At 69.8% G+C, this 21,316-nt stretch carries 18 protein-coding genes and 1 pseudogene; 10 read left to right on the forward strand and 9 right to left on the reverse strand.

Features of this window, described 5'->3' with window-relative positions; translation table 11 throughout:
- The 4 genes from FCI23_RS47715 to FCI23_RS47730 all read right to left on the reverse strand — a co-directional run.
- The coding region (locus FCI23_RS47715; RefSeq protein ID WP_136730270.1) for a DEAD/DEAH box helicase at window positions 1–376 on the reverse strand (376 nt) is incomplete at its 3' end.
- Between the two features lie 258 nt (window positions 377–634).
- Window positions 635–838 carry a cold-shock protein gene (locus FCI23_RS47720; protein WP_136730271.1) on the reverse strand — a complete coding sequence of 68 codons (204 nt, stop codon included), beginning with the start codon at window positions 836–838 and terminating at the stop codon, window positions 635–637.
- A gap of 262 nt (window positions 839–1,100) precedes the next feature.
- Window positions 1,101–3,101 (reverse strand): putative Ig domain-containing protein, encoded by a 2,001-nt coding sequence (locus FCI23_RS47725; RefSeq protein WP_407646139.1) that lies wholly within the window; start codon window positions 3,099–3,101, stop codon window positions 1,101–1,103.
- 495 nt (window positions 3,102–3,596) lie between these two features.
- Complete coding sequence (locus FCI23_RS47730) at window positions 3,597–5,930, reverse strand: ATP-binding protein (protein ID WP_136730273.1); 2,334 nt, start codon at window positions 5,928–5,930, stop codon at window positions 3,597–3,599.
- Window positions 5,931–6,832: 902 nt separating this feature from the next.
- Here FCI23_RS47730 and FCI23_RS47735 point away from each other — a divergent pair.
- The 3 genes from FCI23_RS47735 to FCI23_RS47745 are packed head-to-tail and all read left to right on the forward strand — an operon-like array spanning window position 6,833 to window position 11,092.
- Complete coding sequence (locus FCI23_RS47735) at window positions 6,833–8,092, forward strand: aromatic ring-hydroxylating oxygenase subunit alpha (RefSeq protein WP_136730274.1); 1,260 nt, start codon at window positions 6,833–6,835, stop codon at window positions 8,090–8,092.
- A 41-nt stretch (window positions 8,093–8,133) separates the two neighbouring features.
- On the forward strand, window positions 8,134–9,033 hold the full coding sequence (locus FCI23_RS47740) for a flavin reductase family protein (protein ID WP_265737834.1): 900 nt from the start codon (window positions 8,134–8,136) through the stop codon (window positions 9,031–9,033).
- 13 nt (window positions 9,034–9,046) lie between these two features.
- Window positions 9,047–11,092, forward strand: a complete 2,046-nt coding sequence (locus tag FCI23_RS47745) for an NADH:flavin oxidoreductase (protein WP_136730276.1) — start codon at window positions 9,047–9,049, stop codon at window positions 11,090–11,092.
- 193 nt (window positions 11,093–11,285) lie between these two features.
- Here the strand turns inward: FCI23_RS47745 and FCI23_RS47750 are convergent, their stop codons facing one another.
- Both FCI23_RS47750 and FCI23_RS47755 read right to left on the reverse strand, forming a co-directional pair.
- Entirely contained in the window at window positions 11,286–12,344 is a 1,059-nt protein-coding gene (locus FCI23_RS47750; RefSeq protein ID WP_136730277.1) for a polyprenyl synthetase family protein, read from the reverse strand.
- On the reverse strand, window positions 12,341–13,381 hold the full coding sequence (locus FCI23_RS47755; RefSeq protein WP_136730278.1) for a tetratricopeptide repeat protein: 1,041 nt from the start codon (window positions 13,379–13,381) through the stop codon (window positions 12,341–12,343). The genes FCI23_RS47750 and FCI23_RS47755 overlap by 4 nt, the downstream gene beginning before the upstream one ends.
- Before the next feature lie 296 nt (window positions 13,382–13,677).
- Between FCI23_RS47755 and FCI23_RS47760 the strand changes: the two genes are divergently transcribed.
- The 3 genes from FCI23_RS47760 to FCI23_RS47770 all read left to right on the forward strand — a co-directional run bounded on the left by FCI23_RS47760 (window position 13,678) and on the right by FCI23_RS47770 (window position 16,722).
- Window positions 13,678–14,439, forward strand: coding sequence for a DUF1206 domain-containing protein (locus FCI23_RS47760; RefSeq protein WP_169317314.1), 762 nt, complete (start codon window positions 13,678–13,680; stop codon window positions 14,437–14,439).
- 89 nt (window positions 14,440–14,528) lie between these two features.
- Complete coding sequence (locus FCI23_RS47765) at window positions 14,529–15,287, forward strand: IclR family transcriptional regulator (protein WP_136730280.1); 759 nt, start codon at window positions 14,529–14,531, stop codon at window positions 15,285–15,287.
- A 121-nt stretch (window positions 15,288–15,408) separates the two neighbouring features.
- Complete coding sequence (locus tag FCI23_RS47770; protein WP_246144747.1) at window positions 15,409–16,722, forward strand: PP2C family protein-serine/threonine phosphatase; 1,314 nt, start codon at window positions 15,409–15,411, stop codon at window positions 16,720–16,722.
- A gap of 54 nt (window positions 16,723–16,776) precedes the next feature.
- Here FCI23_RS47770 and FCI23_RS47775 read toward each other — a convergent pair whose 3' ends face one another.
- Window positions 16,777–16,986, reverse strand: coding sequence for a cold-shock protein (locus FCI23_RS47775; protein WP_136730281.1), 210 nt, complete (start codon window positions 16,984–16,986; stop codon window positions 16,777–16,779).
- Window positions 16,987–17,180: 194 nt separating this feature from the next.
- Between FCI23_RS47775 and FCI23_RS47780 the strand changes: the two genes are divergently transcribed.
- Window positions 17,181–17,936: an ArsR/SmtB family transcription factor gene (locus tag FCI23_RS47780; RefSeq protein ID WP_136730282.1), complete on the forward strand. Its 756-nt coding sequence runs from the start codon at window positions 17,181–17,183 to the stop codon at window positions 17,934–17,936.
- A 527-nt stretch (window positions 17,937–18,463) separates the two neighbouring features.
- Here the strand turns inward: FCI23_RS47780 and FCI23_RS47785 are convergent.
- A pseudogene (locus FCI23_RS47785) lies at window positions 18,464–18,712 on the reverse strand (VOC family protein); the annotation flags it as partial.
- A 5-nt stretch (window positions 18,713–18,717) separates the two neighbouring features.
- Window positions 18,718–19,143 (reverse strand): helix-turn-helix domain-containing protein, encoded by a 426-nt coding sequence (locus FCI23_RS47790; protein WP_136730283.1) that lies wholly within the window; start codon window positions 19,141–19,143, stop codon window positions 18,718–18,720.
- 566 nt (window positions 19,144–19,709) lie between these two features.
- Here FCI23_RS47790 and FCI23_RS47795 point away from each other — a divergent pair.
- From FCI23_RS47795 to FCI23_RS47805, 3 genes are all read left to right on the forward strand, one after another.
- Window positions 19,710–20,057, forward strand: coding sequence for a MerR family transcriptional regulator (locus FCI23_RS47795; RefSeq protein ID WP_136730284.1), 348 nt, complete (start codon window positions 19,710–19,712; stop codon window positions 20,055–20,057).
- Window positions 20,058–20,368: 311 nt separating this feature from the next.
- Window positions 20,369–20,572 carry a cold-shock protein gene (locus FCI23_RS47800; RefSeq protein ID WP_014061102.1) on the forward strand — a complete coding sequence of 68 codons (204 nt, stop codon included), beginning with the start codon at window positions 20,369–20,371 and terminating at the stop codon, window positions 20,570–20,572.
- 332 nt (window positions 20,573–20,904) lie between these two features.
- A partial coding sequence (locus FCI23_RS47805; protein ID WP_136730285.1) for a DEAD/DEAH box helicase occupies window positions 20,905–21,316 on the forward strand: 412 nt, incomplete at its 3' end.

The following is a 21,316-nucleotide window of genomic DNA, read 5'->3' on the forward strand; positions in this document are numbered from 1 at the left end:
TGCGGGCGAGCAGCGCCAGACCGAAGGCGAGAGTCTTGCCCGAGCCGGTACGGCCACGGCCCAGGACGTCCCGGCCGGCCAGCGAGTTCGGCAGCGTCGCGCCCTGGATCGGGAACGGCACGGTCAGACCCTCGCGGGTGAGCGTGGACAGCAGCTCCTCCGGCATGTCCAGCTCGGCGAAGGCCTCCACCGCGGGCAGCGCCGGGGTGATGGTGACGGGCAGCGCGAATTCCCCCTGCAGGGCTGCGGGGCGGCGCCTGGGGGCACCGCCGCCGGAGCCGCCGCTACGGCCACGGGAGTAGGAGCCGCTGGAACCGCTGGAGCGGTTGCCGGAGGTGCTGCCGGAGCTCTTGTAGGAGCGCGTGGGGCGTTTCATACGGAAAACCTTTCTCGATGCGGCGCGTATCGAGAAAGGTTCCAGGGGCAGAAATAGCCGCACAAAGAACCACAAGACCGAGCCGAAACAAAAAGCGGAAATAAACCCGGGACGGGAATATCCGTGCCATGCACTGACGGGCGGCCTGAGGCCGACATCCGCCGTGTAGGAGAGATACGACACTGTCTGCGCCATTGCAGGCAGCGGGCAGGGCCCGCGCCGTGTGGTGCGGGCCCTGCTGCGTTGTGCGGGTCCAGGTCAGGCCGGGACGATGTTCTCTGCCTGCGGGCCCTTCTGGCCCTGCGTGACGTCGAACGAGACCTTCTGGCCTTCCTGGAGCTCACGGAAGCCCTGGGCGGCGATGTTCGAGTAGTGGGCGAAGACGTCAGCGCCGCCGCCGTCCTGCTCGATGAAGCCGAAACCCTTTTCCGCGTTGAACCACTTCACTACGCCAGTAGCCATGTCTATCTCCTCCGATAGGGGGGCAGAACCGGAATTCGCACTGTACGAATTCCGCGTCGCCGCAATGAGCCCATCCGGAGATGACCGGCAAAAACAAAAACGCACCCGCGGAAGACCGTCAGGTGCACACAGAGTTTCATGGGTACCAAAACTGCAACTGACCTAAAGGTACCACGTATGTCGTCGCGACGGGCGGATGAGGCCGGAAGGGCCCCGGCGGCGGGTCCCGGCAGTGGTGACCGGGACCCGCCGCAGGAAGCCGTCAGCTGGTGGTCAGGGCGGTGTCGTCGATGACGAAGCTGGTCTGGAGGGAGGAGTCCTCGACGCCGCTGAACTTGATGGTGGCGGTGGTGCCGGCGAGGGAGGACAGGTCGAAGGTCTTCAGGACGTAGCCGGTGGCGGCGTTGAGGTTGGAGTAGCTGGCCAGGGTGGTGGAGCCGGCCGTGACGGTGAGCTTGTCATAGGCCGTGCTGGTGGTGGTCTCGGCCGTGTCGATGTGCACGTAGAAGGTGAGACTCGCCTTGCAGCCGCTGGGGATCGTGACCGACTGCGACAGCGTGTCGGTGTGCGTGGAGCCGTAACCGTCCAGCCACGCGTAGTAGGAGCCGGTGCGGGCGGACTCGCTGGTGGAGTTGGTGATCACACCGCTGGACGCGGTCCAGGTGGTGCTGCCCGACTCGAATCCGTTGTTGCCCAGCAACTGCGTGGAGGTGCAGGTACCGCCGCCGCCGGAGGAGCTGACCGTCCAGGTGAAGGTGGCGGAGCCGGCCGCGCCGGTGCTGTCGGTGGCGGTGACCGTGGTGCTGTAGGTGCCCGCGGTGCTCGCGGTGCCGCTGATCAGGCCGGTTGAGCTGCTGATCGACAGCCCGGTGGGCAGGCCCGAGGCGCCGTAGGTGAGCGTGGCGCCCGCGCTGTCGGTGGCCGAGATCTGCAGGCTGACCGTGCTGCCCGTGACGGTGCTCTGGCTGCCCGGGCTGGTGACGGTCACCGTGTTGCCGGTGGTGGTGCCGCTGGCGAAGGCGGTGGTGCCGTTGGGGGTGCCCCAGCCGGTCGGGCCGTCGTAGCCGGTGCCTGCGGTGCAGAAGTACGAGGTGGAGCAGGAGCCGTTGGAGCCGCTGGTGACGTCATACAGGTTCGAGGTGTGGGAGTACGGGTACTTCGCCGGGTAGTCGCTGGTCCCGGGGGTACCGGCCAGTGCGTAGACCGAGGCGATGATCGGCGAGGAGGCGCTGGTGCCGCCGTAGACCGCCCAGCCGGAGCCGCCGTAGGTGTCGTAGACCGCGACACCGGTCGCCGGGTCGGCGACGGCGGAGACATCGGACTCCATGCGCTTGGTGCAGCCGGTGTCCGTCTGCCAGCTCGGCTTGGAGTCGTAGGAGGAGCAGCCGGAGCCGGTGCCCTCGGTGCTGCTGGTATTCCAGACCGACTCGGTCCAGCCACGGGTGGAGGAGGAGGTGCTCAGTGCGGTGCCGCCGACGGCGGTGACGTACTGGGACGTCGCCGGGTACTCGGCACCGTAGCCGGAGTCACCGGCGGAGACGGTGATGGCGACACCCGGGTGCTTGAAGTACGAGGTGTCCTCGCTGGTCTGGGACGACGACTCGGAGCCGCCCCAGCTGTTGGAGACGAACTTGGCGCCCAGCGCCACGGCCTCGTTCTCCGCGGTGCCCAGGTCGGCATCGGTGGCCGAACTGGCCTCGACCAGGATGATGCTGCAGTTGGGGCAGACAGCGCTGACCATGTCGATGTCGAGCGCTTCCTCGCCCGCCCATCCGGTGTCGTTCGTCGGGAGCGAGGTGGTGGAGCCGGTCTGGCTCACCTGCTTGAAGCAGCCGTTGGCGACGGTGCAGGCCGACAGGCTGAACTGCGAGCGGTAAGTGGCCAGGTCGGAGGCCGCGTTGGGGTCGTTGTACGCGTCGACGACCGCCACGGTCATGCCGGAGCCGGCGGTGGAAGACAGGTTGTACGCGCTGTGCAGGTTGGCCGGGCTGATGCCGGACACGGTGGCGTTCGGGGATATCGCGCTGGCCAGCTTCTGCTTGATGTCGGAACGCCGCTGTGCGAAACAGGCCGCGTGGCCGGCGGTCGGGGTGCCGCACAGGTGCGTGGTCGGCACCTTGTCACCCGCCCTGCCCGTCGAGTGCACGGCCTGCGCCTTGGGAGCCGTCAGGGCCGCCGCGTTCTGTGCGATGGCCGCGGCCTTCGCGCTCTGTGCGGAAGGTGCCGCCTGGACGGTCTGCGCGTTGGCCTGTGGGGCGGCCATGAGTCCGGCGACCGCCAGGGCGAGCGCGGGCAGGGCCGCGGTGATGATGCCGCGCAGGCTCCGCCTGCCGGTTCTGGAGCGGGAGGAATGCCGTGAGGAATACAAGGGTGTTGCCCTTCGTGGGGAAGGGGCTTTGGGCGCGGCGGCCAGGGTTGGGGCCGGACGCGGGACCAGAGCCGGGAGTGGGGTTCTCGGCAGACTCCGGGCGTGCGTAGGGCGCGGGTTGCGCGCCGGACGTACGGGTGAGGGGGGTGCCCGCCCGGAGGGGTGCGGTGGCGCCGTTCCTGGCAGGGACGCCCTGGTGAGGGCGTGGGCGTGTGTATGTCATGGGCATGACATTTCATGTCCATGACGCGTGTAGATCTGGTGGCCAGAACCTAGCCGAGCCCGAAGGGGCGGAACAGATATGACCGAAGATCTTTGCTTCCCCATGGCCCGGAGTTTCCCGGATCGGGAAGCGGTGGCAGCCTGCTGGGAGATCTCAGGTGGCTGATCTCACACGGCTGACTCGCCTGGCGCGGAGGCCAGTTGGCGCTGGGTCGCCCAAGAAGCGATCTGTGCCCGTGAGGTGAAGCCGAGTTTGGCGAGGATGTTCTCCACATGGGACTCGGCGGTGCGCTGCGCGATGACCAACGAGGCGGCGATCTCCTTGTTGGTCAGGCCACGGGCGACCATCGCGGCCACCTCCGTCTCGCGACGCGTCAGCCGCGCCCCACCGGCGCCCGGCTCCCGGCCCGGCGCCGCCGATCGGTCGACTCTCAGCGCGAACCCCACCGCCTGTTCCGGCGACAGGGCCGTTCCCCCCTGGAAGCCGCGCAGGTACGCCCGCTCGCCGAGTGCCCCGCACGCCGCCGCGGACCACGTCTCATGACACTCGGCCAGCAGCCCGAACCCGGCCAGCGGAGAACCTGTCGCCTGCCACAGAGCGTGGGCCGCGCCGAAAAGCGAAGCCGCCCGGTCCGGCTGCGCGCCGGTCGCGGCGATCCAGGCCAGCAGCTCCAGACCGAGGGCCACGCCAAGCCGGTCCCCGATACGGTGGTTGGCCAGCAGACTCTCCCCCGCCAGGGCCGAGGCCGCCGCCGCGTCACCGCCGCGCCACTTCTCCACGCCCAGTACCCACTGGGCGTACGCCCGCGCCCAGAGCTCCCCGTGCGCCTCGCACAGAGCCCGGCATTCCTCGCTCCGCGCGACCGCGCTCTCCGAGTCGCCCGCCGTCGAGGCCACCAGGGCCAGCCGGAACAGGGACATCGCCACCGCGTACGGATCACCGAGCTCCCGGTGCCGGGCCAGCGCCTCCTCGTACAGCTCCGCCGACAGCCGCAGATCCCCCACCGACATGGCGGCCATGCCCCGGAAGAGCGCCACCTGGGCCAGCACGCGCGCGTCACCGAGATCCCGGGCCAGCCGGCCGGCCTCCGCGAGGGCCGCTTCGGCGGCCGTCGGGTCGTTCTGGATCACCGCCAGCCAGCCCGCCACCGCCAGGCCCCCGGCCCGGTCCTCCTCCGGGGCCCGGGCCAGCAGCCGGTCCAGCCAGCGCCGCCCCTCCGCCACCGTGCCACTGCCCTCCCAGTACGTGCCCAGGTCGGCCGCCATCCGGAGCCCGGCGGCGGCGTCCCCTGGCCGCAGCACACAGAACTCCAGCGCCGCGCGCAGATTCGGGTGCTCCAGGCGCAGCCGCTCCAGCCACTCCCCCTGGGACGGGCTGAACCAGTGCCGTACGGCCCGCTCCGCCAGGCCCCGGTAGTGGTCGCGGTGCCGCCCGCGCAACGCGTCGGCCCCGCCGGTCGCGGCGAGCCGCTCCTGCCCGTACCGCCGTACGGTCTCCAGCATCCGGTAGCGCGCGCGGGCACCGGCGCCTGCGCCGCGGTGCTCGCAGCTCAGGACGGACTTGTCGATCAGCGCGGCGAGCACGGCCAGCACCCGTTCCCGCGGTACGGCGTCCTCGTCCGCGCACACCTCCTGGACCGCCTCCAGATCGCACTCCCCGGCGAACACCGACAGCCGGGTCCAGAGCGCCTGCTCCGCAGGGGTGCACAGGCCGAAGCTCCAGTCGACCAGTGCCCTGAGCGTCTGCTGGCGCGGCAGCGCCGCGCTGCTGCCGGTGTCCAGAAGCTGGAACCGGTCGTCCAACCGCGCGACCAACTCCCCCGGGGACAGCGAACGGAGCCGGACCGCGGCCAGCTCCAGCGCGAGCGGTAGGCCGTCCAGCCGGGTGCACAGGGCGGTCATGTCGGCGGCATTCCGCGGGTTTACCGCAAACCCCGGCACCGCCGCGGCGGCCCGCGCGGCGAGCAGCGCCTCCCTGTCCGGGAGCGCCAGCGGTGGCACCGCGAAGGTGTGCTCGCCGTGCGCCCCGAGGCGGTGGCGGCTCGTGGCCAGTACGCGAACGCCTGGGCAGGCCCGCAGCACGGCCTCGGCCAGCACCGCGCACGCGTCCTGCAGATGCTCGCAGTTGTCCAGCACGAGCAGGAGCCGCCGGTCCCGCAGCGTTTCGGCCAGCGCCGCTTGGGGTGGTAGCGCGAGGGCGGTTCGGACGCTTTGGGCAAGCAGGCCCGGGTCGTCCAGTGCGGCCAGCTCCACCAGCCAGGTCCCGTCCGGGAAGGCACGCTGCGCCTGCTGTGCGACCCGGAGCGCCAGCCGGGTCTTGCCGACTCCGCCGACGCCGGTCAATGTCACCAGCCGGGCCTCCGACAGCAGGCGTTTGACCCGCGTCAACTCGTCCCTGCGGCCCACAAAGCTTGTGAGCTCCGCGGGGAGGTTGCCGGGGCGCTGGGCCGGCACGGTGCCGTTGCCGTTGGCGTTGCCGTTGCCGTTGGCGCTGCCGCTCATGACGGGAGCGTAGACGCGTTCTGTTACGCGCGCGCTACTGCGTGCGGGGCCGGGCGTGCCTTTGCCCGGCGCCGGGGTTGCCGCTCCGTCCTCAAACGCCGGACGGGCTGGGTTTTGGTGCCCTGCGCCGTGGGGCGGGTGCGCTTTGTTCGGTGGTTGGGTCGGTGTCGCCTCCGGGGTGACTCGCTCCCCCAACCTTCGGCCGGGAGGTGCCCCCACCAGCTACCTCCCCCAGCCTTCGGCCGGGAGGTGCCCCCAGGAGGTGCCCCCACGACAGTGTCGCCAGCATCCCCTGCACCATGCGCCATCGCCACCGGCATACGGCGACACAGTCTGCGGGGACACCCCTGCACCGCCCCCTCCGGCCGTCACAGCGCCTTGCGGTGGGTTGTGTCCCGCGGTCACCCCGGGGGGTTGCCCGGCGTGCGGTGCCTTTGGTTTTACGGTCTCCGCCGCGAGCGGCCGTCACGCGCCCATGCGGCTGGGAGGGGACGCGCCGGGGTGTCCCCGCAGGGGACGAGCGCGTGCACCCCGGGCAAGCATGCTGCGGACCCGCACGCGCGAGCCCCGAGGAGATCACCCCACAGCGGCCCCGACCCCCACAACGGACATGGCGTGGCGGCACGCACGACCACCCAGCCCGTCCGGCGTTTGAGGACGGCTCGGTACGCCCGGCGGACGGGGCGGAACCGTGCTGGCCCAGCCGGGCAAACCCAGCCCGTCCGGGGAGGACGAACGGCATCCCTGCACCGGGGGCAACCGGTGCCGTATCGGCCGGCCCGGCGAGGGCTACGTAGGGGTCTCGGGATTTCTCCCGTGGTTCAAGCGGCAGCGGCAGTGTGACATAGGGGCACGAGTTACCGGACCAGTCACCGCGAAGCGGTACGTAAGGAGGGGTGCCGATGAGCTCGGCAATCTCCCGGCAGGACATCCTGGGGATGGTCCGGGGCCGGAGGCCTGGGTACAGCCTTGAGGCGCCGTTCTATACGAGCCGGGACGTGTTCGAGCTGGACCTGGAGGCCGTGTTCGGGCGGCATTGGATCTTCGTCGGCTCGGAGCCCGAAGTGCCGGAGCCGGGGGACTACGTCACCGTCGACCTGGGCCGGTGGTCGGTGATCGTGCTGCGCGACGACGACGAGAACGTACGGGCCTTCCATAACGTGTGCCGGCACCGGGGGTCCCGGCTGCTGGCGGCGCAGAGTGGGTCGACGGGGAATCTGGTGTGCCCGTATCACTCGTGGACGTATGACACGGGTGGGCGGCTGGTGCATGCCGAGTCGGTGGGGCCGGGGTTCGAGGCGGGGTGTTTCAGCCTCAAGCCGGTGCATCTGAAAAGCATCAGCGGCTTGCTGTTCATCTGTCTGGCTGATGAGCCTCCGGAGGACATCGACGAGGTCGCGGCGGTGGTGGAGCCGTATCTGGACCCGCACGGGCTGCGGGAGTGCAAGGTCGCGCGCCAGATCGACATCGTCGAGGACGGCAACTGGAAGCTGGTGATGGAGAACAACCGGGAGTGCTACCACTGCGGCGGCCACCCGGAGCTGGGGTTCTCGCTGTTCCCGACCATCGGTTACGCGGAGGAGGACATCGGCCCGAGCCGCCGGGCGGCGTACGACCGGTTCAAGCGGATCGACGCCGAGATGACGGCGATCTGGGAGCGCGGGGGCCTGCCGTGGCGGCAGGTGCTGCGGTTGGCCGGTCGTCCGACCGGGTTCCTGGTGGAACGTACGCCGTTGGACAGGGACGGGGAGTCCATCACCGCTGACACGCGGGTCGCGTCTCAGCGGCTGCTGGGTGACTTCACCTCGCCACGGTTGGGGCGGCAGGGGCTGCATCTGCAACCCAACAGCTGGCACCACTTTCTGAGTGATCATGTCGTCACCTTCGCGGTGCTGCCGCTGGAACCCGGCCGGACGCTGCTGCGTACGACCTGGCTGGTCCACAAGGACGCGGTGGAGGGCGTGGACTACGACCCGGAGAAGCTCGTTTCGGTGTGGCGTACGACCAATGCGCAGGACGCGGCATTCGTGGCCGGGGCGCACAAAGGGGTGAGCAACCCCGCGTACGAGCCGGGGCCGTTCTCGCCGACGGAGTCCTGGGTGGAGCACTTCTGCGCCTGGTATTTGGAGCGGCTCGATGCGCATTTGGGTGGTCAGCCGTGATCACGCTGGTCTGCCGGGGGGTGAGGGCCGAGACCGATGATGTGAAGAGCTTTGTGTTTGAGGTGCAGGGGCCCGCGGTGCGTTATCGGGCGGGGCAGTTCATGACCTTCGATTTGGGGGGCGTCAGCCGTAGCTACACGCTGTCCTCGGCGCCGACCCGGCCGGACAGGGTCGCCATCACGGTGAAGCGGAAGCCGGGGGGTGTGGTCTCCGGGTGGCTGCACGACACGATGCGGCCGGGGGATGTGGTGCGGGCGTCCGGGCCGGTCGGCTTCTTTACGTTGGAGGACCATCCGGCTGCTAAGTATCTTTTTCTGACGGCGGGCAGCGGTGTCACCCCGCTCATCTCGATCGCCCGTGCGTTGTATGACCTGGCCGTTGAGCCGGATCTGGTCTCGGTGCACAGCGGGCGGGACAATCTGTTCCGGGACGAGCTGGCGTTCATCGGGCGGGATCTCCCGGGTTTCACGGCCCTGCGTACGGGCGAGCGGCTGACGGCGGAGATGCTGCGGGCGGCGGTGCCCGACGTGGTGGAGCGGGAGGTCTTCTGCTGCGGGCCGCCGGGGTACATGGCGGCCGTGCGGGTCATGCTCGGGGAGCTGGGCTGTGATCCGGCGCGCTGCCATGAGGAGAGCTTCGAGCTGGAGCCGCTGGGGCCGGTCCCGGTGGTGGGGGGCGGGGGCTTTCGCGTTGAGTTCTCGGGCAGCGGCAGGGTGGTGGAGTGCCCGCCCGGGGGCACGTTGCTGGAAGCCGCCGAGGCGGCGGGCGTTGCCGTGGCGACCTCGTGCCGGGTGGGGCTGTGCGGGACGTGCAAGAGCTCACTGACCGCCGGGCGGGTCGAGATGGACCACAAGGGCGGCATCCGGGCGCGTGAGATCGCCCAGGGGAAGGTCCTGCTGTGTTGTGCCAGGCCGCTGACCGATCTGGTGATTGACCGTTGAAAGGGGTACGCGCATGACTGCCGCGTCGCTCGACCCGCTGCTCCAGCCGCTCCAGTTGGGCCGGTTCCGTTTGCGCAACCGGGTGGTGAGCACGTCCCACGAACCGGCCTACGCCGAGGACGGCATGCCCAAGGAGCGGTACCGCCGTTACCACGAGGAGAAGGCCAGGGGCGGCATCGCCCTGACCATGATCGGCGGCTCGGCGGTCGTCGCGCCGGACAGCCCGTCGGCCTTCGGCAACCTGCACCTGTACAGGGACGAGATCGTGCCCTGGCTGGGGGCGCTGGTGGAGGGGGTGCACGAGGCGGGGGCGCTGGTGATGTGCCAGGTGACGCATTTGGGCCGGCGTACGAGTAACTACGCGGGCGACTGGCTGCCGTTGGTGGCTGCTTCGGGGTTGCGCGAGCCGGCTCACCGGGCGTTTCCCAAGGCGGCGGAGCCGTGGGATCTGGACCGTATCGTCGCCGCCTACGCCGATGCCGTGCGGCGCTGCCGGGAGGCGGGCCTGGACGGGATCGAGCTGTACGCGGGCGGGCACCTGCTGGACGGCTTCTGGTCGCCGGCCACCAATCGGCGCGAGGACGAGTTCGGCGGCAGTCTGGAGAACCGGCTGCGCTTTCCGCTGCGGGTAATGCGGGCGGTGCGCGAGGCGGCGGGGGACGAGATGGTTGTGTCGTTGCGGATGTCGGTGGACGAGGACATGGCTGGGGGTATCGGTATGGAGGAGGGGCTTGAGATCGCGCGTCGGGCGGTTGGGGAGGGCGTTGATCTGATCAACGTACTGAGGGGCCATATCGACACCGATGACGCGCTGTCGCGCATGATCCCGACGCTGGGGACTCCTTCCGCCCCGCACCTGGACTTCGCGGGAGAGGTGCGGCGGGCGCTGGGGGTGCCGGTGATGCATGCGGCACGGATCAACGATGTCGCTACGGCCCGGCACGCGATCCGGGCCGGGCTGGTGGATCTGGTCGGTATGACCCGGGCGCACCTGGCGGACCCTCATATCGTGGCGAAGATCCGCGCTGGGCAGGAGGACCGGATCCGGCCGTGTGTCGGGGCGACGTACTGCCTGGACTCGATCTATCAGGGGAGTGACGCCAAGTGCGTTCACAATCCGGCTACGGGACGGGAGGACAGCGTGCCGCACACTGTCCCGTTGAGCCCCCGGCCGCCGCTGCGTGCCGTGGTGGTCGGTGCCGGTCCGTCGGGTCTGGAGGCGGCGCGGGTGCTGGGGGAGCGCGGACACCGGGTCACGGTGCTGGAGGCGGCCGACCGGGCGGGCGGGCAACTGCGGCTGGCGGCCGCCCTGCCGCGTCGGCGCGATCTGATCGGCATCGTCGACTGGCGGGTCGCGGAGTGCAAGCACCTGGGCGTGGACATCCGGTACAACGTCCTCGCTGAGGGCGAGGATGTGCTGGCCGAGGAGCCGGATGTGGTGGTGATCGCCACCGGGGGACTGCCCGACGCGGGCTTCCTGGAGTCGGGCGCGGAACTGGTCCACGACACCTGGGACGTGCTCGGTGGTTCCGCGTCGCTGTCCGGGGACGTCCTGCTCTACGACGACAACGGGGGTCATCCCGCTCTGGACGCAGCCGAGGCCCTGGCCCGTGCCGGGGTGCGGCTGGAGGTCGTCACGCCCGAGCGGACTCTCGCCCCTGATGTCGGCGGCGTCAACTACCCGGCGTACGGCAAGGTGCTGGCGGAGCACGACGCGCGGATCACCCTGAGCCACCGGCTGCTGCGGGTGGAGCGGCGGGACGGCCGGCTCGTCGCCCAGCTGAGCAGCGAGCACGCCGAGACCGTACGGGAGAGGGTCGTGGACCATGTCGTCGTGGAACACGGCACGCGTCCGCAGGACGAGCTGTACTTCGCCCTGCTGCCGGGCTCCGCCAATCTGGGTGAGGTCGACCAGCAGGCGCTGCTGGACCTGCGTCCGCAGAGCGTGCGCCGGAACCCGGAGGGACGGTATCTGCTCTATCGGGTGGGTGACGCGGTCGCCTCCCGGAATGTGCACGCGGCCGTCTATGACGCGCTGCGGCTGTGCCTCGCTCTGTGAACCGCCGAGTCAGATCCAGCCGCGTTTCATGGAGTGGGTCGCGATCTGGAAGCGGGTGTTCCCGCCGAGTTTGCCCGGTACCGCCACCGCCGACGCCGCGGTCGGACATCTACACCCGGTCCCTCGACGCCTGGCAGCAGACCGGCCGCACCGGCCTCAACGGGTACGACACCGCTCTGGCGCAGCGGGTTCCTCACATTCTGCGGTCGACCAGGAACGGCAGGAGCGTACGGATGTCCTCGGCCGCGTCCGGGGACAGCCGGACGCTGTCCAGGCAGCCGAGGACGATGCCGACGTGACGGCGGGCTTCGGCCAGGGCGGCGGAGCGTCCGCCGGCTTCCTCGATGAGTACGGCGGCGTGCCGGAGGGCGGCGTCGTCCAGAGGGTGCGGCGAGGTGAGGAGCGCGGTGAGGCTCCGGGTGGCCGGGCCTTTGGCGGCCAGGGCCGCGATGACGGGATACGTCTTCTTCATCCGGCGCAGATCGTTGTGGACGGGTTTTCCGGTGGCCTCCGGGTCCCCCCAGATGCCGAGCAGGTCATCGACGGTCTGGAAGGCCACCCCGAGGTGCCGCCCCGCCCGGGCGAGCGCGTCGACGGTCGGGGACGGCGCCCCGGCGAGTACGGCGCCGAGCGCGGCGGCGCAGCCGAGGAGGGCGCCGGTCTTGCGGTCCGCCATGGACCGGTACTCCTCGGGCCGCACGGCCTCGGGGCCGGTCCAGGGCCGGGCTTCGAAGAGCAGGTCCTCCGCCTGACCCCGTACGAGGTCGTTGAGCGCCCGGGCCAGGTGCCGTACCGCCGTGCCGCTGTGGGCGTTCGGCGAGTCGGCCAGGGTCTCCACGGCCAGGGCGAACAGCGCGTCACCGGTGAGGACCGCGGGTCCCGTGCCGTACGCCTTCCACACGGTCTCCCGCTGCCGCCGCGTCTCGTCGCCGTCCATGATGTCGTCGTGCAGGAGGGTGAAGGTGTGGATCAGCTCGACGGCGACCGCGCCGGCGATCGCGGTCTCGCCGGGTGCACCGGCCGCTTCGGCACAGAGCACGGTGAGGGCCTGGCGCACTCCCTTGCCGGGGGAGCCGACGGGCTTGCCGTCCGCCTCGCTCCAGCCGAGTGCGTAGGCGGCCATTTCGCCCGGCCAGGGGTGGAGCCTGCCGATGGCCGCCGTGAGGGCCGGGTGCACGAGTTCGCGGCAGCGGTCGAGGATCTGGGGCGCGGTGGACCGGGGCGTGCACTGGGCTGGCGTTGCCATGGTCATCGCCGTCCTATCCCCTCGACGCCCAGTTCGGCGCGGGCCTTGTCGACCATGTCGCGCGTGTGCCGCAGGCCGATCCGGTCCAGGTGGCGGCTCAGTTCGTCCAGATCTGCGGCCGTTCCCGCGAGATCCCGCCCGAGCCGGGCGAGCGTCTTGACCAGGCCGAGCCGGGCCAGCGCCTCGCCACGCGGCTCCTTCATGGTACGGAACTCTTCCAGCGCCGCTTCGTAGACCGGCCTGGCTTCCTCATAGCGGCTGGCACGGAAGAGCACATTTCCACGCATCTTGTGGTTGTAGGCCAGTGCGCTGGACAGGTTCATCTCCCGGCACGTTACTTCGGCTTCGGTGAGCAGTGCCAGCGCCCGCTCCGGGTCCTGGTCCCGTACGGAGACGATGTCGGCCATGCCGCGCAGCGCCCAGGCCCGCCCGCGCCTGTCGTCGGCCCGCTCCGCTATCCCGGCCGCTTCCTCGAACATCGCCAGCGCCGTGTCGTACGAGCCGGTGTTCCGGTGCATCTGCGCGATGCCCTCCAGCGCCCACACCGTGTGCCGGGCCTCGCCGCGCTTTCTCGCCTCGGCGAGCAGCCGCTCGTGCAGGGCGCCCACGGCCAGGTAGTCACCCTGTATGCGGCCGGTCTCCGCCATTCCGGCGAGGGAGTATCCCCGTACGACGACGTCCCCGCCCCGTTCGCCCATGTCGGCCGCGAGCGCGAGCAGACGGCGGGCCAGGGCCAGCGCGCCCCGCTGCCTGGCGAGCGTGCCGCCGCTCCACAGTGCCCACGCCATCGCCCCGATGTCGCCGACCGAGCGAGCGGCGCGGTAGCTCTCCTTCCAGGCCCGGTCGGCCTCCTCGACATGGCCGAGACGGCGGTGCGCCTCGGCGACGGCGAGCGCGGACCGCGATACCTCCCGCTGGGAGCCGGAGAGTTCTGCTGCCCGCAACTTCTCGGTCCCCTCGGCCAGCACGTCCACCAGGGACGAGTTGACCGACAGTGAGGTGAGGGCGCCTTGGTACTCGGGGGCGGATGCCTTGCTGTACATGGATGCCTTTCCGTCTTCCACCGAACAACATACTCAGTATGCATACGCGGTATTGGGGTCGTTCGGTTGCAAGGACGCAGGGGTCTGTTCCGGGGTTGAGCCCTGTCCGGCACGGACCTCCGCCAGGTGAGCTCCGCATCGGAGCTCCGGCCGGGGGCAGACGCAGGGGGGCGGACGTACAACGGACGCCGACCTTCCAGGAGGACAACGTGACTTCGTCATACGCACGCCGGCAGAGCAGCCGGGGCGCCGGCTCCGCGAGCCGGCGCCGGACGCAGAAGACGCAGAAAGAGACGCTGACCGCCGCAGGACGGGCGGGCTTTGTCGCGAGGGGCGTGGTGTATGCCCTGATCGGCGTTCTGGCCCTGCAGATCGCGTTCGGGCAGGGCGGCCAGCAGGCCGACCGGCAGGGTGCGCTGCACCAGGTCGCGGCACAGCCCTTCGGGCACCTGATGCTGTGGGCCCTGGTCGTCGGTTTCGGCTGCATGGCGCTCTGGCGGGCCGCCGGCGTGGTGACCGGCCAGGGGCGCCGGCGGAAGGCGGGCGCACGGCTGGTGGACGCCGGCCGGGCGGTCTTCTACGCCTCCGTCTGCTGGGGAACCGCCGCCTACGCCGCCGGGAGCGGCGGGTCCTCCGGCGGTAACGCGCAGTCGCAGGACTGGACGGCGTCGGCGCTGAAGCTGCCGGGCGGCCGGTTCCTGGTGGGTCTCGCGGGCTGCGTCCTGATCGGCGTCGGCGTGGTGCTCGCCGTACGGGCGGCCCAGCGGCGCTTCCTGCGGAAGCTGAAGACCGGCACGATGAGCCGCCGTACGCGGGAGGTCGTCACCGGCCTGGGCGTGGGAGGCGGCTTGGCGCGCGGCGTGGTGTTCGCGGGGGTGGGGGTCTTCGCCCTGGTGGCGGCCATCCGTTTTGACCCGCATCAGGCCAAGGGCATGGATTCGACGCTCCGTAGCTTCGCGCACACCCCCGTGGGCCCGTGGCTGCTGGTCGCCGTCGCGGTCGGGCTGATTCTCTTCGGCGGCTTCTCCTTCGCCTCGGCGCGCTACCGCCGCCTGTGAGCGCGGCGGGCTGACTCTGGCGCCTGGCCCCGGTGTACCGGCCCGCGACCGACCTTGCTTGCGCGGTACACCGGGCGCAAGCTGGTCACATGGCTGCTCAGGAGGGCCCTACGCTCATCGCTTCCGTGCAGCGAGCCTTCCGGTTGATGGAAGCGGTGAGTGCGCACGAGAGTGGCGCGCCGGCGAAGCAGCTGGCACGCGAGACGGGTCTGCCCCTCGCCACCACCTACCACCTGCTGCGGACGCTGGCCCACGACGGGTACATACAGAAACTGGTCGACGGGGCGTTCGTGATCGGGGACAGGCTGCACTTGTTGCACACCGGAAGCAGCACGCAGGCGCTGCTCACCCGTATCCGTCCCATCCTCGCCGCCCTGCGGGACGAGCTGTCGGCCGCCGCTTACCTGACCTTCTACGAAGAGGGCGAGATCCGGGTCGTCGAGATCGCCGACGGCCCCCGGGCGCCACGGGCCGACCTCTGGGTGGGATTCGAGGACGCCGGGCACGCCACAGCACTGGGCAAGTGTGTTCTGCGGGAGCTGGACGAAGACGCCCGCAACGAGTACCTCTCGCGTCACTCGCTCGTTGACCTCACCCCCCGCACCATCACCCACCGCGCCGAACTGTTCCGCCGGCTCGACTCATCGCCCGCCGTCCCGGTCGTCACGGACCTGGAGGAGTACACCCTCGGAACCGTCTGCGTCGCGATACCCGTGTACAGCGGGGACACCCTCGGCTCACTCGGGGTCTCCTTCCCGGCGGAGCGGCTCTCCAGCATCGCTCAGGCCGCGGCGCGGCTGGTCCCGACAGCGACTCGGGTGACCAGGGGTCTTTCGCTCACTATCTGAAATTCCTGTCCTTGTGACACCCACACTCAGGCTGTATTTGTGGATGAAACGGACATTCGGGGATGCGGGTACCGCCGCGCCCGAGCAAGGTGGGAATCGCGGACGGGGAATGACGGGGAATATGGACCGACCTCCAGACCATCGGCGCTGCCTCCGGCCCACGGGGCGGCACTTCGCCGCCGGGCATCTCGCCGCAGGCGCGCCCGTACTGATCGTCTCTGCCATTGCGTCGTTCGCCCTCGTCAGCGGAACCGGCGTGAACTGGATCCCGCTGCTTGCCGTCGGGCCCGCCCTGGCCGCCGCCACGAGCAGGCCAGGGGGAGTCCTCTGGGTGGGCTTCCTGGCCGTGGTCCTTGGGCTTACGGTCGCCGGCCCTGGCGGTGAGCTGAACCGGGAAAAGGTGATCATGGTGTGTGCGCAGATCGCCGTCACCCTGGCGAGTTGCCTGGCCAGCGCGCTGCGCGGGCGTCGCGAACGGGTACTGAGGGCCGTCCGCTCGGTCGCCGAGGCTGCCCAGCACGCCCTCCTCAAGCCGGTGCCCGCGACCGTCGGCCAGTTCCAGGTGGCTGTCCGCTACAGCGCCGCCGCGGCGGAGGCCCGGATCGGCGGGGACCTCTACGCGCTGGTGCCCACGCCGTACGGGGTCAGGGTGATCGTCGGCGACGTGCGGGGCAAGGGACTGTCGGCGGTGAGCACCGCCTCTCTGGTGCTCGGGGTATTCCGCGAGGCCGCCTATGACGAGCCGGATCTCCTCGCTGTCGTCGGCAGGATCGAGCGGAGCCTGGCGCGCAACCTCGGCTGCGACGACTTCGTCACCGCCGTGGTCGTCGGATACCCCAAGGCCGACACCATGGAGCTGGTCAACTGCGGACACGCCCCTCCGCTGTTGCTCCGCCGGTCCGGCGTCATGACTGTCGAGCCGGACGAGCCCGCTCCCCCACTCGGTCTGCGCGCCCTCTGCGGCGAGATGCCGTGCCTCCAGGTGCTGCCTTTCGCCGACGACGAACAGTTGCTTCTCTACACCGACGGGGTCACCGAGGCCCGCAATCACCGCCGTGAGTTCTACCCGCTCACCGAAAGGGTGGCGCGGCACCGGTGCGACGACCCCTCCCGCACCCTCGCCGCACTCCACCACGATCTGCTCGCGCATGTGGGCGGCCGGCTCCACGACGACGCCGCTCTCCTACTGCTGCGGAAACCGGCGGTCGTTGGGCAGAAGCACGCTGACGTGCCCCTTTCGGAACAACTGAGGCCGAGGGAGGACCTGTTCCGTCCCTATGGTCTTGCCGCTGGTGGTCTGGCGGGTGCCCCGGCTCTGGGTGAGCTTGGCGGCCAGCAGCAGAAGCCTTCCGCCCTCGTCGAAAGTGTGGGCGCGGCACGCTCGGTGGTGGCCGTCCCTGTGCCGTACGACCGCTCTCCCGCTCCACTGCGGTGAATCGCCTGGCCGGTTCCGGGCCCCGTGTTGTGGCGGGGCCCGGAACCGGCGGTGTCAGCGGCCGGCGCGGGCGATGTTCTCCGCCTGCGGGCCCTTCTGGCCCTGGGTGATGTCGAAGGTGACCGGTTCGCCCTCGGTGAGTTCCCGGTAGCCGTTGCCTTGGATATTGGAATAGTGCGCGAAGACGTCGGGGCCGCCGCCGTCCTGGGCGATGAATCCGAAGCCCTTCTCGGAGTTGAACCACTTCACAGTGCCACTGGCCATGCGTGCCTGTCCTTCATCCGCAACGACGAGCCGCCACGTTGCCGCACGGCTCCGGGCACCACCCAGCGGATACCCGCAGCAGTACGTACCCCGTCGCGCCACCGGATATCCGGGCCTTCGCGGACTCGTGTTCGGGTTTTTCGGCAGCGGCGCCGCCATTGACATGTGACCAAATGGTCACCTATTTTTGGCGTATGGACGACGCGGTGTTCAAGGCCCTCGCCGACCCGACCCGGCGCACCCTGCTCGACGCGCTCTTCCGCGAGGACGGACAGACCCTCAGCGCCCTCCAGTCGCGGTTCGACGTCACACGGTTCGCCGTGATGAAGCACCTCAAGCAGCTGGAGCAGGCGGGCCTGGTGGTGACCAGGCGGCAAGGCCGGGAGAAGCTCCACTTCCTGAACCCCGTCCCCATCCGGCTCGTCCACGACCGATGGGTGAGCAAGTACGCGGAACCATGGGCTGCTGCGCTCAGCGGCCTCAAGAGCCGACTGGAGAGTCCCATGCAGAAGGTCTTCGAGATTTACATCCGCACTACCCCGGAGCGCCTCTGGGAGGCGATCACCGACCCCGAGATCAGGAGCAAGTACAACTTCGGTGCCCGGATCACCTCGGACTGGACCCCCGGCTCGCGGTTCGAGATGGGCGCCCCGGGCGCCGGCGGCCCGCTGGGCGAGGGCGAGAACCTCGAGGTGGACCCGCCGCGCCGGCTCGTCCAGAGCATGGTCGCGCTCTGGAGCGACGAGGTGAAGAGCGAGGGGACAACCAGGGTCACCTGGGAGATCGAGCCCGTCGGCGACTCCTGCCGGCTGACCGTCACTCACGACCAGCTGCGCGAAGGCGCGAACGAAGAGCTCTACGGCGGCTGGCCGATGATCCTCTCCGGCCTGAAGACATGGCTCGAGACGGGCGAGCTGCTCACCACCCCGGGATCGCTCCTCTACAGCTGAGCCGTACGCCGCCGGGCGCGGGCGCCGGCCGGCGCGGGCCGGACCGGCGATCAGGGGTCGGGGTGTACCCGAGGCGCGTCATGGGCGCGTTCTATCGGCGCCTGCGTGACGAGAGCAAGCGCGCGCCTTAGCTTGAGATTTAACCTCCGGATTCGAACAGCTCCGACCAGCTCTTCCTGCCTCACAAGCAGGCTTCACAGCGCGGTAGGAAATCACAGTAAACCGGGACGGAAGGTGTGCATGCCGGGTCCGTGAAGCCGACTTGCGGTCGTGTTCGAGCGGCGAGGTTAAATCTCAAGCTTAGAGACCGCGCGAATAGGTGGGGCGGGTTAAGGAGCGGGTCGAGGGCCGAGTCTGGCAAGGCGGAGGTGGGGGCACCTCCCAGCGGTAGCTGGGGGAGGAGGCGACGCGGAGCGTCGTCGACCGACGACAACGCCGCCAGGCGAGAGCCATCGGCCCGCGACGGCGCCCAACCTATTCGCGCGGCCTCTTGTCCGGCCACCCAGATCGAACGGTGCCGTGCCATGGCGGAACCTGCCCTTGGCCATCAGCTCCGCGATCGCCTGCTTGTCGGCCTGCGAGGCGTTCGGGTTCCCGACGGGCGGTTCGAGGACGATATCCACGTCCGGCTACGAAGGCGAGCCGACGGTCACCCAGCGCATCCCCTCGAACCCGACGTCATTGCGCACCTCGAGGCCGAGAACGTCGCGGTAGAAGGCGAGGGCTTTGTGGTGGTCGTCGACGGCGATGAAGCACTGCGAAAACCTGAGGTCCATGCCGCTCACGCTACGGGGGGAGCGGCGGATTGTGCTTCCCGGTTCCTGACCGGCCGGGTCAGGATCTTGGCGACGCAAGCCGGGATGGCGGCGCCCTGGTCGTGGCGGCGGGCCCGGTATGAGCTCGGGCTCTCGCCGACCAGCTCGGTGAACCGTGAGCTGAACGACCCCAGCGACGTGCATCCGACTGCGAGGCAGACCTCTGTCACGGACAGATCGCCACGTCGCAGCAGTGCCTTGGCCCGCTCGATCCGGCGGGTCATCAGGTAGCTGTACGGCGTCTCTCCGAAGGCGGCGCGGAAGCTGCGGGAGAAGTGGCCCGGCGACATGAGGGCGACACGCGCCAGCGCCGCGACGTCGAGCGGCTCCGCGTATTCGCGGTCCATCAGGTCGCGGGCCCGGCGTAGCCGGACGAGGTCCTCCAAAGTCACACCATCAGCATGCCGCATCGGGTACAGGAGCAAATAACCTCTCCCTCCAGCCCGGGAAAATCTGTCATGGCTGGAGTAGACATGGCGTTCCCGTATGGCTAGAGTTTCTTCTGTAGCCAAGCAACTCAGCAACGCGCGGCAGAGACGAACTGGCGCGAGCAGTAGTAGCAGTACACGGGCACGGCAGCGGAGTCCTGGGGCCAGGAAGTGCGATAAGGCCCCATGGCTGGTTGCCGGGCCAGGGCGGCCCGAGGGGCCGCGAGCAGCACCGCAGAATGGCAGTACAGCAGTTCAGCAGGATCCGGCCCAAGAAGATGAGGAAGAGAGGAGTAGACGCCATCGGGATCGCCCGAGCGAGGATCCAGTCCGCTCGGGTACCGCAGGCCCCCCCGGATTGGAAGGTGGTCCCCGGTCACGCATCCGCGATCCCCGCACCCCCGGCCTCCTTGGCGGACATGCGGAAACAGAAAGTCGGCGCCCAGCGCCGACAGGTGGTGTTGAAATCCCTCGGGGCCCCGGTGCCGTAAGGCGCTGGGGCCCCTCGACGCGTTCCAGGAGAGGTGCAAGTGCCCCCAGCGACCCAACCGCATGCCGCCGATCGGTTCGACGATGACGACTACCCCGCTTACACGATGGGCCGTGCCGCGGAGATGATCGGCGCCACGCCGGGCTTCCTGCGGGCCATCGGTGAAGCCCGGCTGATCGCCCCCCTGCGGTCCGACGGCGGTCACCGCCGTTACTCCCGCTATCAGCTCCGCATCGCCGCCCGCGCCCGCGAACTGGTCGACGGCGGTACGCCGATCGACGCCGCCTGCCGCATCGTCATCCTGGAGGACCAGCTCGAAGAAGCCCTGCGGGTCAACGAAGAACTGCGCCGCCCCACAGCCGCTCCGGGCGGACCGGCTGATTCGTGACGCCTGGGCCTCGGAGAACTTCCGAGCAAATATCTACTGCGGCTGGTACAGAAATTGTCGCAATGTGCGATGAGGGTTTATGGCGCAACGGGCGGAGTGATATCACTTGCCGCGCCCGGCAGCCGACACCGTGCTACGGTTGATCTTAGTTGCAGTTGTGGTTCCCAAAGACTTCAAGTGCTCTTGTCGGCTTTCTGTGCCGGTGGGTGCGCTTTTGTATTTCCGGTGTTTTTCCGGACGGGGTAATCATCGCGGCGACGCGGGGCTCGCACAGTGCGAGTCTCCGGGCAATGCCCCGAAGGAGATCAGACATGGCTAGTGGCACCGTGAAGTGGTTCAACGCGGAAAAGGGTTTCGGCTTCATCGAGCAGGACGGTGGCGGCGCTGACGTCTTCGCCCACTACTCGAACATCGCCGCCCAGGGCTTCCGCGAGCTGCAGGAGGGCCAGAAGGTGAACTTCGACGTCACGCAGGGCCAGAAGGGCCCGCAGGCGGAGAACATCGTTCCCGCCTGACGCTGGAGCGTAGGACGTAGCTGGGCCCGCACCTCAGGGTGCGGGCCCCGGCTCGTTGTCTTTTTGCGGGGTAATTCCCTGCTGTCTCAACCGTGCGGCGGGCGAACCGCCTACGGCTCCCGGCCGGACACAGGTCCGCCCGATCCCCGGTGATGTGGCATACCAGCCGCTCCGTCCGGCAGATGTCAGTCACTTCGGCGCGCCGGCCCCGACTGTTTACCCGTCGGTCCGGATTCGTCTTCGTCTTTTCTACGGTTCGTTCTTGCGATTCCCTGTGCCGCTCGTCGCTGCCAGGAATTCCTCGATACGCGCCGCATCGAGGAAGGTTCTGCATGAACCGCACAGCTCGCACGAACGATCGATATTCCCGCACCCGTACGGGCGGCTCCGCCGGTTCCAGCGGGCGTGGCGGCTTCCGCTCGCCGGCCCCGAGCCGATCGGGCGCTTCAGGACGGTCGGGCGCTCCCGCCCGGTCCGGTGGTTACGGACGTCGTCCCGCCGCGTTGCAGGGAGAGTTCGCGCTGCCGGTCACCCTCACCCCGGCCCTGCCCCCGGCTGCGACCTTCGCCGAACTGGACCTGCCGCCCGCGCTGTTGAAGATGCTCACCAGCCTGGGCATGAACGAGCCGTTCCCGATCCAGGGCGCGACGCTGCCGAACTCGCTGGCCGGCCGGGACGTCCTGGGCCGTGGCCGTACCGGCTCGGGCAAGACTCTCGCCTTCGGTCTGGCGCTGCTCGCCCGCA

It is taken from the genome of Actinacidiphila oryziradicis, from assembly GCF_005047355.1.
Taxonomy (GTDB): Bacteria; Actinomycetota; Actinomycetes; order Streptomycetales; family Streptomycetaceae; genus Actinacidiphila; species Actinacidiphila oryziradicis.

Bases quoted from the DNA above. Each gene is read 5' to 3' on its own strand.
- FCI23_RS47770 (WP_246144747.1), top strand. From the start codon at position 15,409: ATGGACCGACCTCCAGACCATCGGCGCTGCCTCCGGCCCACGGGGCGG.
- FCI23_RS47745 (WP_136730276.1), top strand. From the start codon at position 9,047: ATGACTGCCGCGTCGCTCGACCCGCTGCTCCAGCCGCTCCAGTTGGGC.
- FCI23_RS47720 (WP_136730271.1), bottom strand. From the start codon at position 838: ATGGCTACTGGCGTAGTGAAGTGGTTCAACGCGGAAAAGGGTTTCGGC.
- FCI23_RS47730 (WP_136730273.1), bottom strand. From the start codon at position 5,930: ATGAGCGGCAGCGCCAACGGCAACGGCAACGCCAACGGCAACGGCACC.
- FCI23_RS47725 (WP_407646139.1), bottom strand. From the start codon at position 3,101: ATGGCCGCCCCACAGGCCAACGCGCAGACCGTCCAGGCGGCACCTTCC.
- FCI23_RS47750 (WP_136730277.1), bottom strand. From the start codon at position 12,344: ATGACCATGGCAACGCCAGCCCAGTGCACGCCCCGGTCCACCGCGCCC.
- FCI23_RS47780 (WP_136730282.1), top strand. From the start codon at position 17,181: ATGGACGACGCGGTGTTCAAGGCCCTCGCCGACCCGACCCGGCGCACC.
- FCI23_RS47775 (WP_136730281.1), bottom strand. From the start codon at position 16,986: ATGGCCAGTGGCACTGTGAAGTGGTTCAACTCCGAGAAGGGCTTCGGA.
- FCI23_RS47800 (WP_014061102.1), top strand. From the start codon at position 20,369: ATGGCTAGTGGCACCGTGAAGTGGTTCAACGCGGAAAAGGGTTTCGGC.
- FCI23_RS47765 (WP_136730280.1), top strand. From the start codon at position 14,529: ATGGCTGCTCAGGAGGGCCCTACGCTCATCGCTTCCGTGCAGCGAGCC.
- FCI23_RS47755 (WP_136730278.1), bottom strand. From the start codon at position 13,381: ATGTACAGCAAGGCATCCGCCCCCGAGTACCAAGGCGCCCTCACCTCA.
- FCI23_RS47735 (WP_136730274.1), top strand. From the start codon at position 6,833: ATGAGCTCGGCAATCTCCCGGCAGGACATCCTGGGGATGGTCCGGGGC.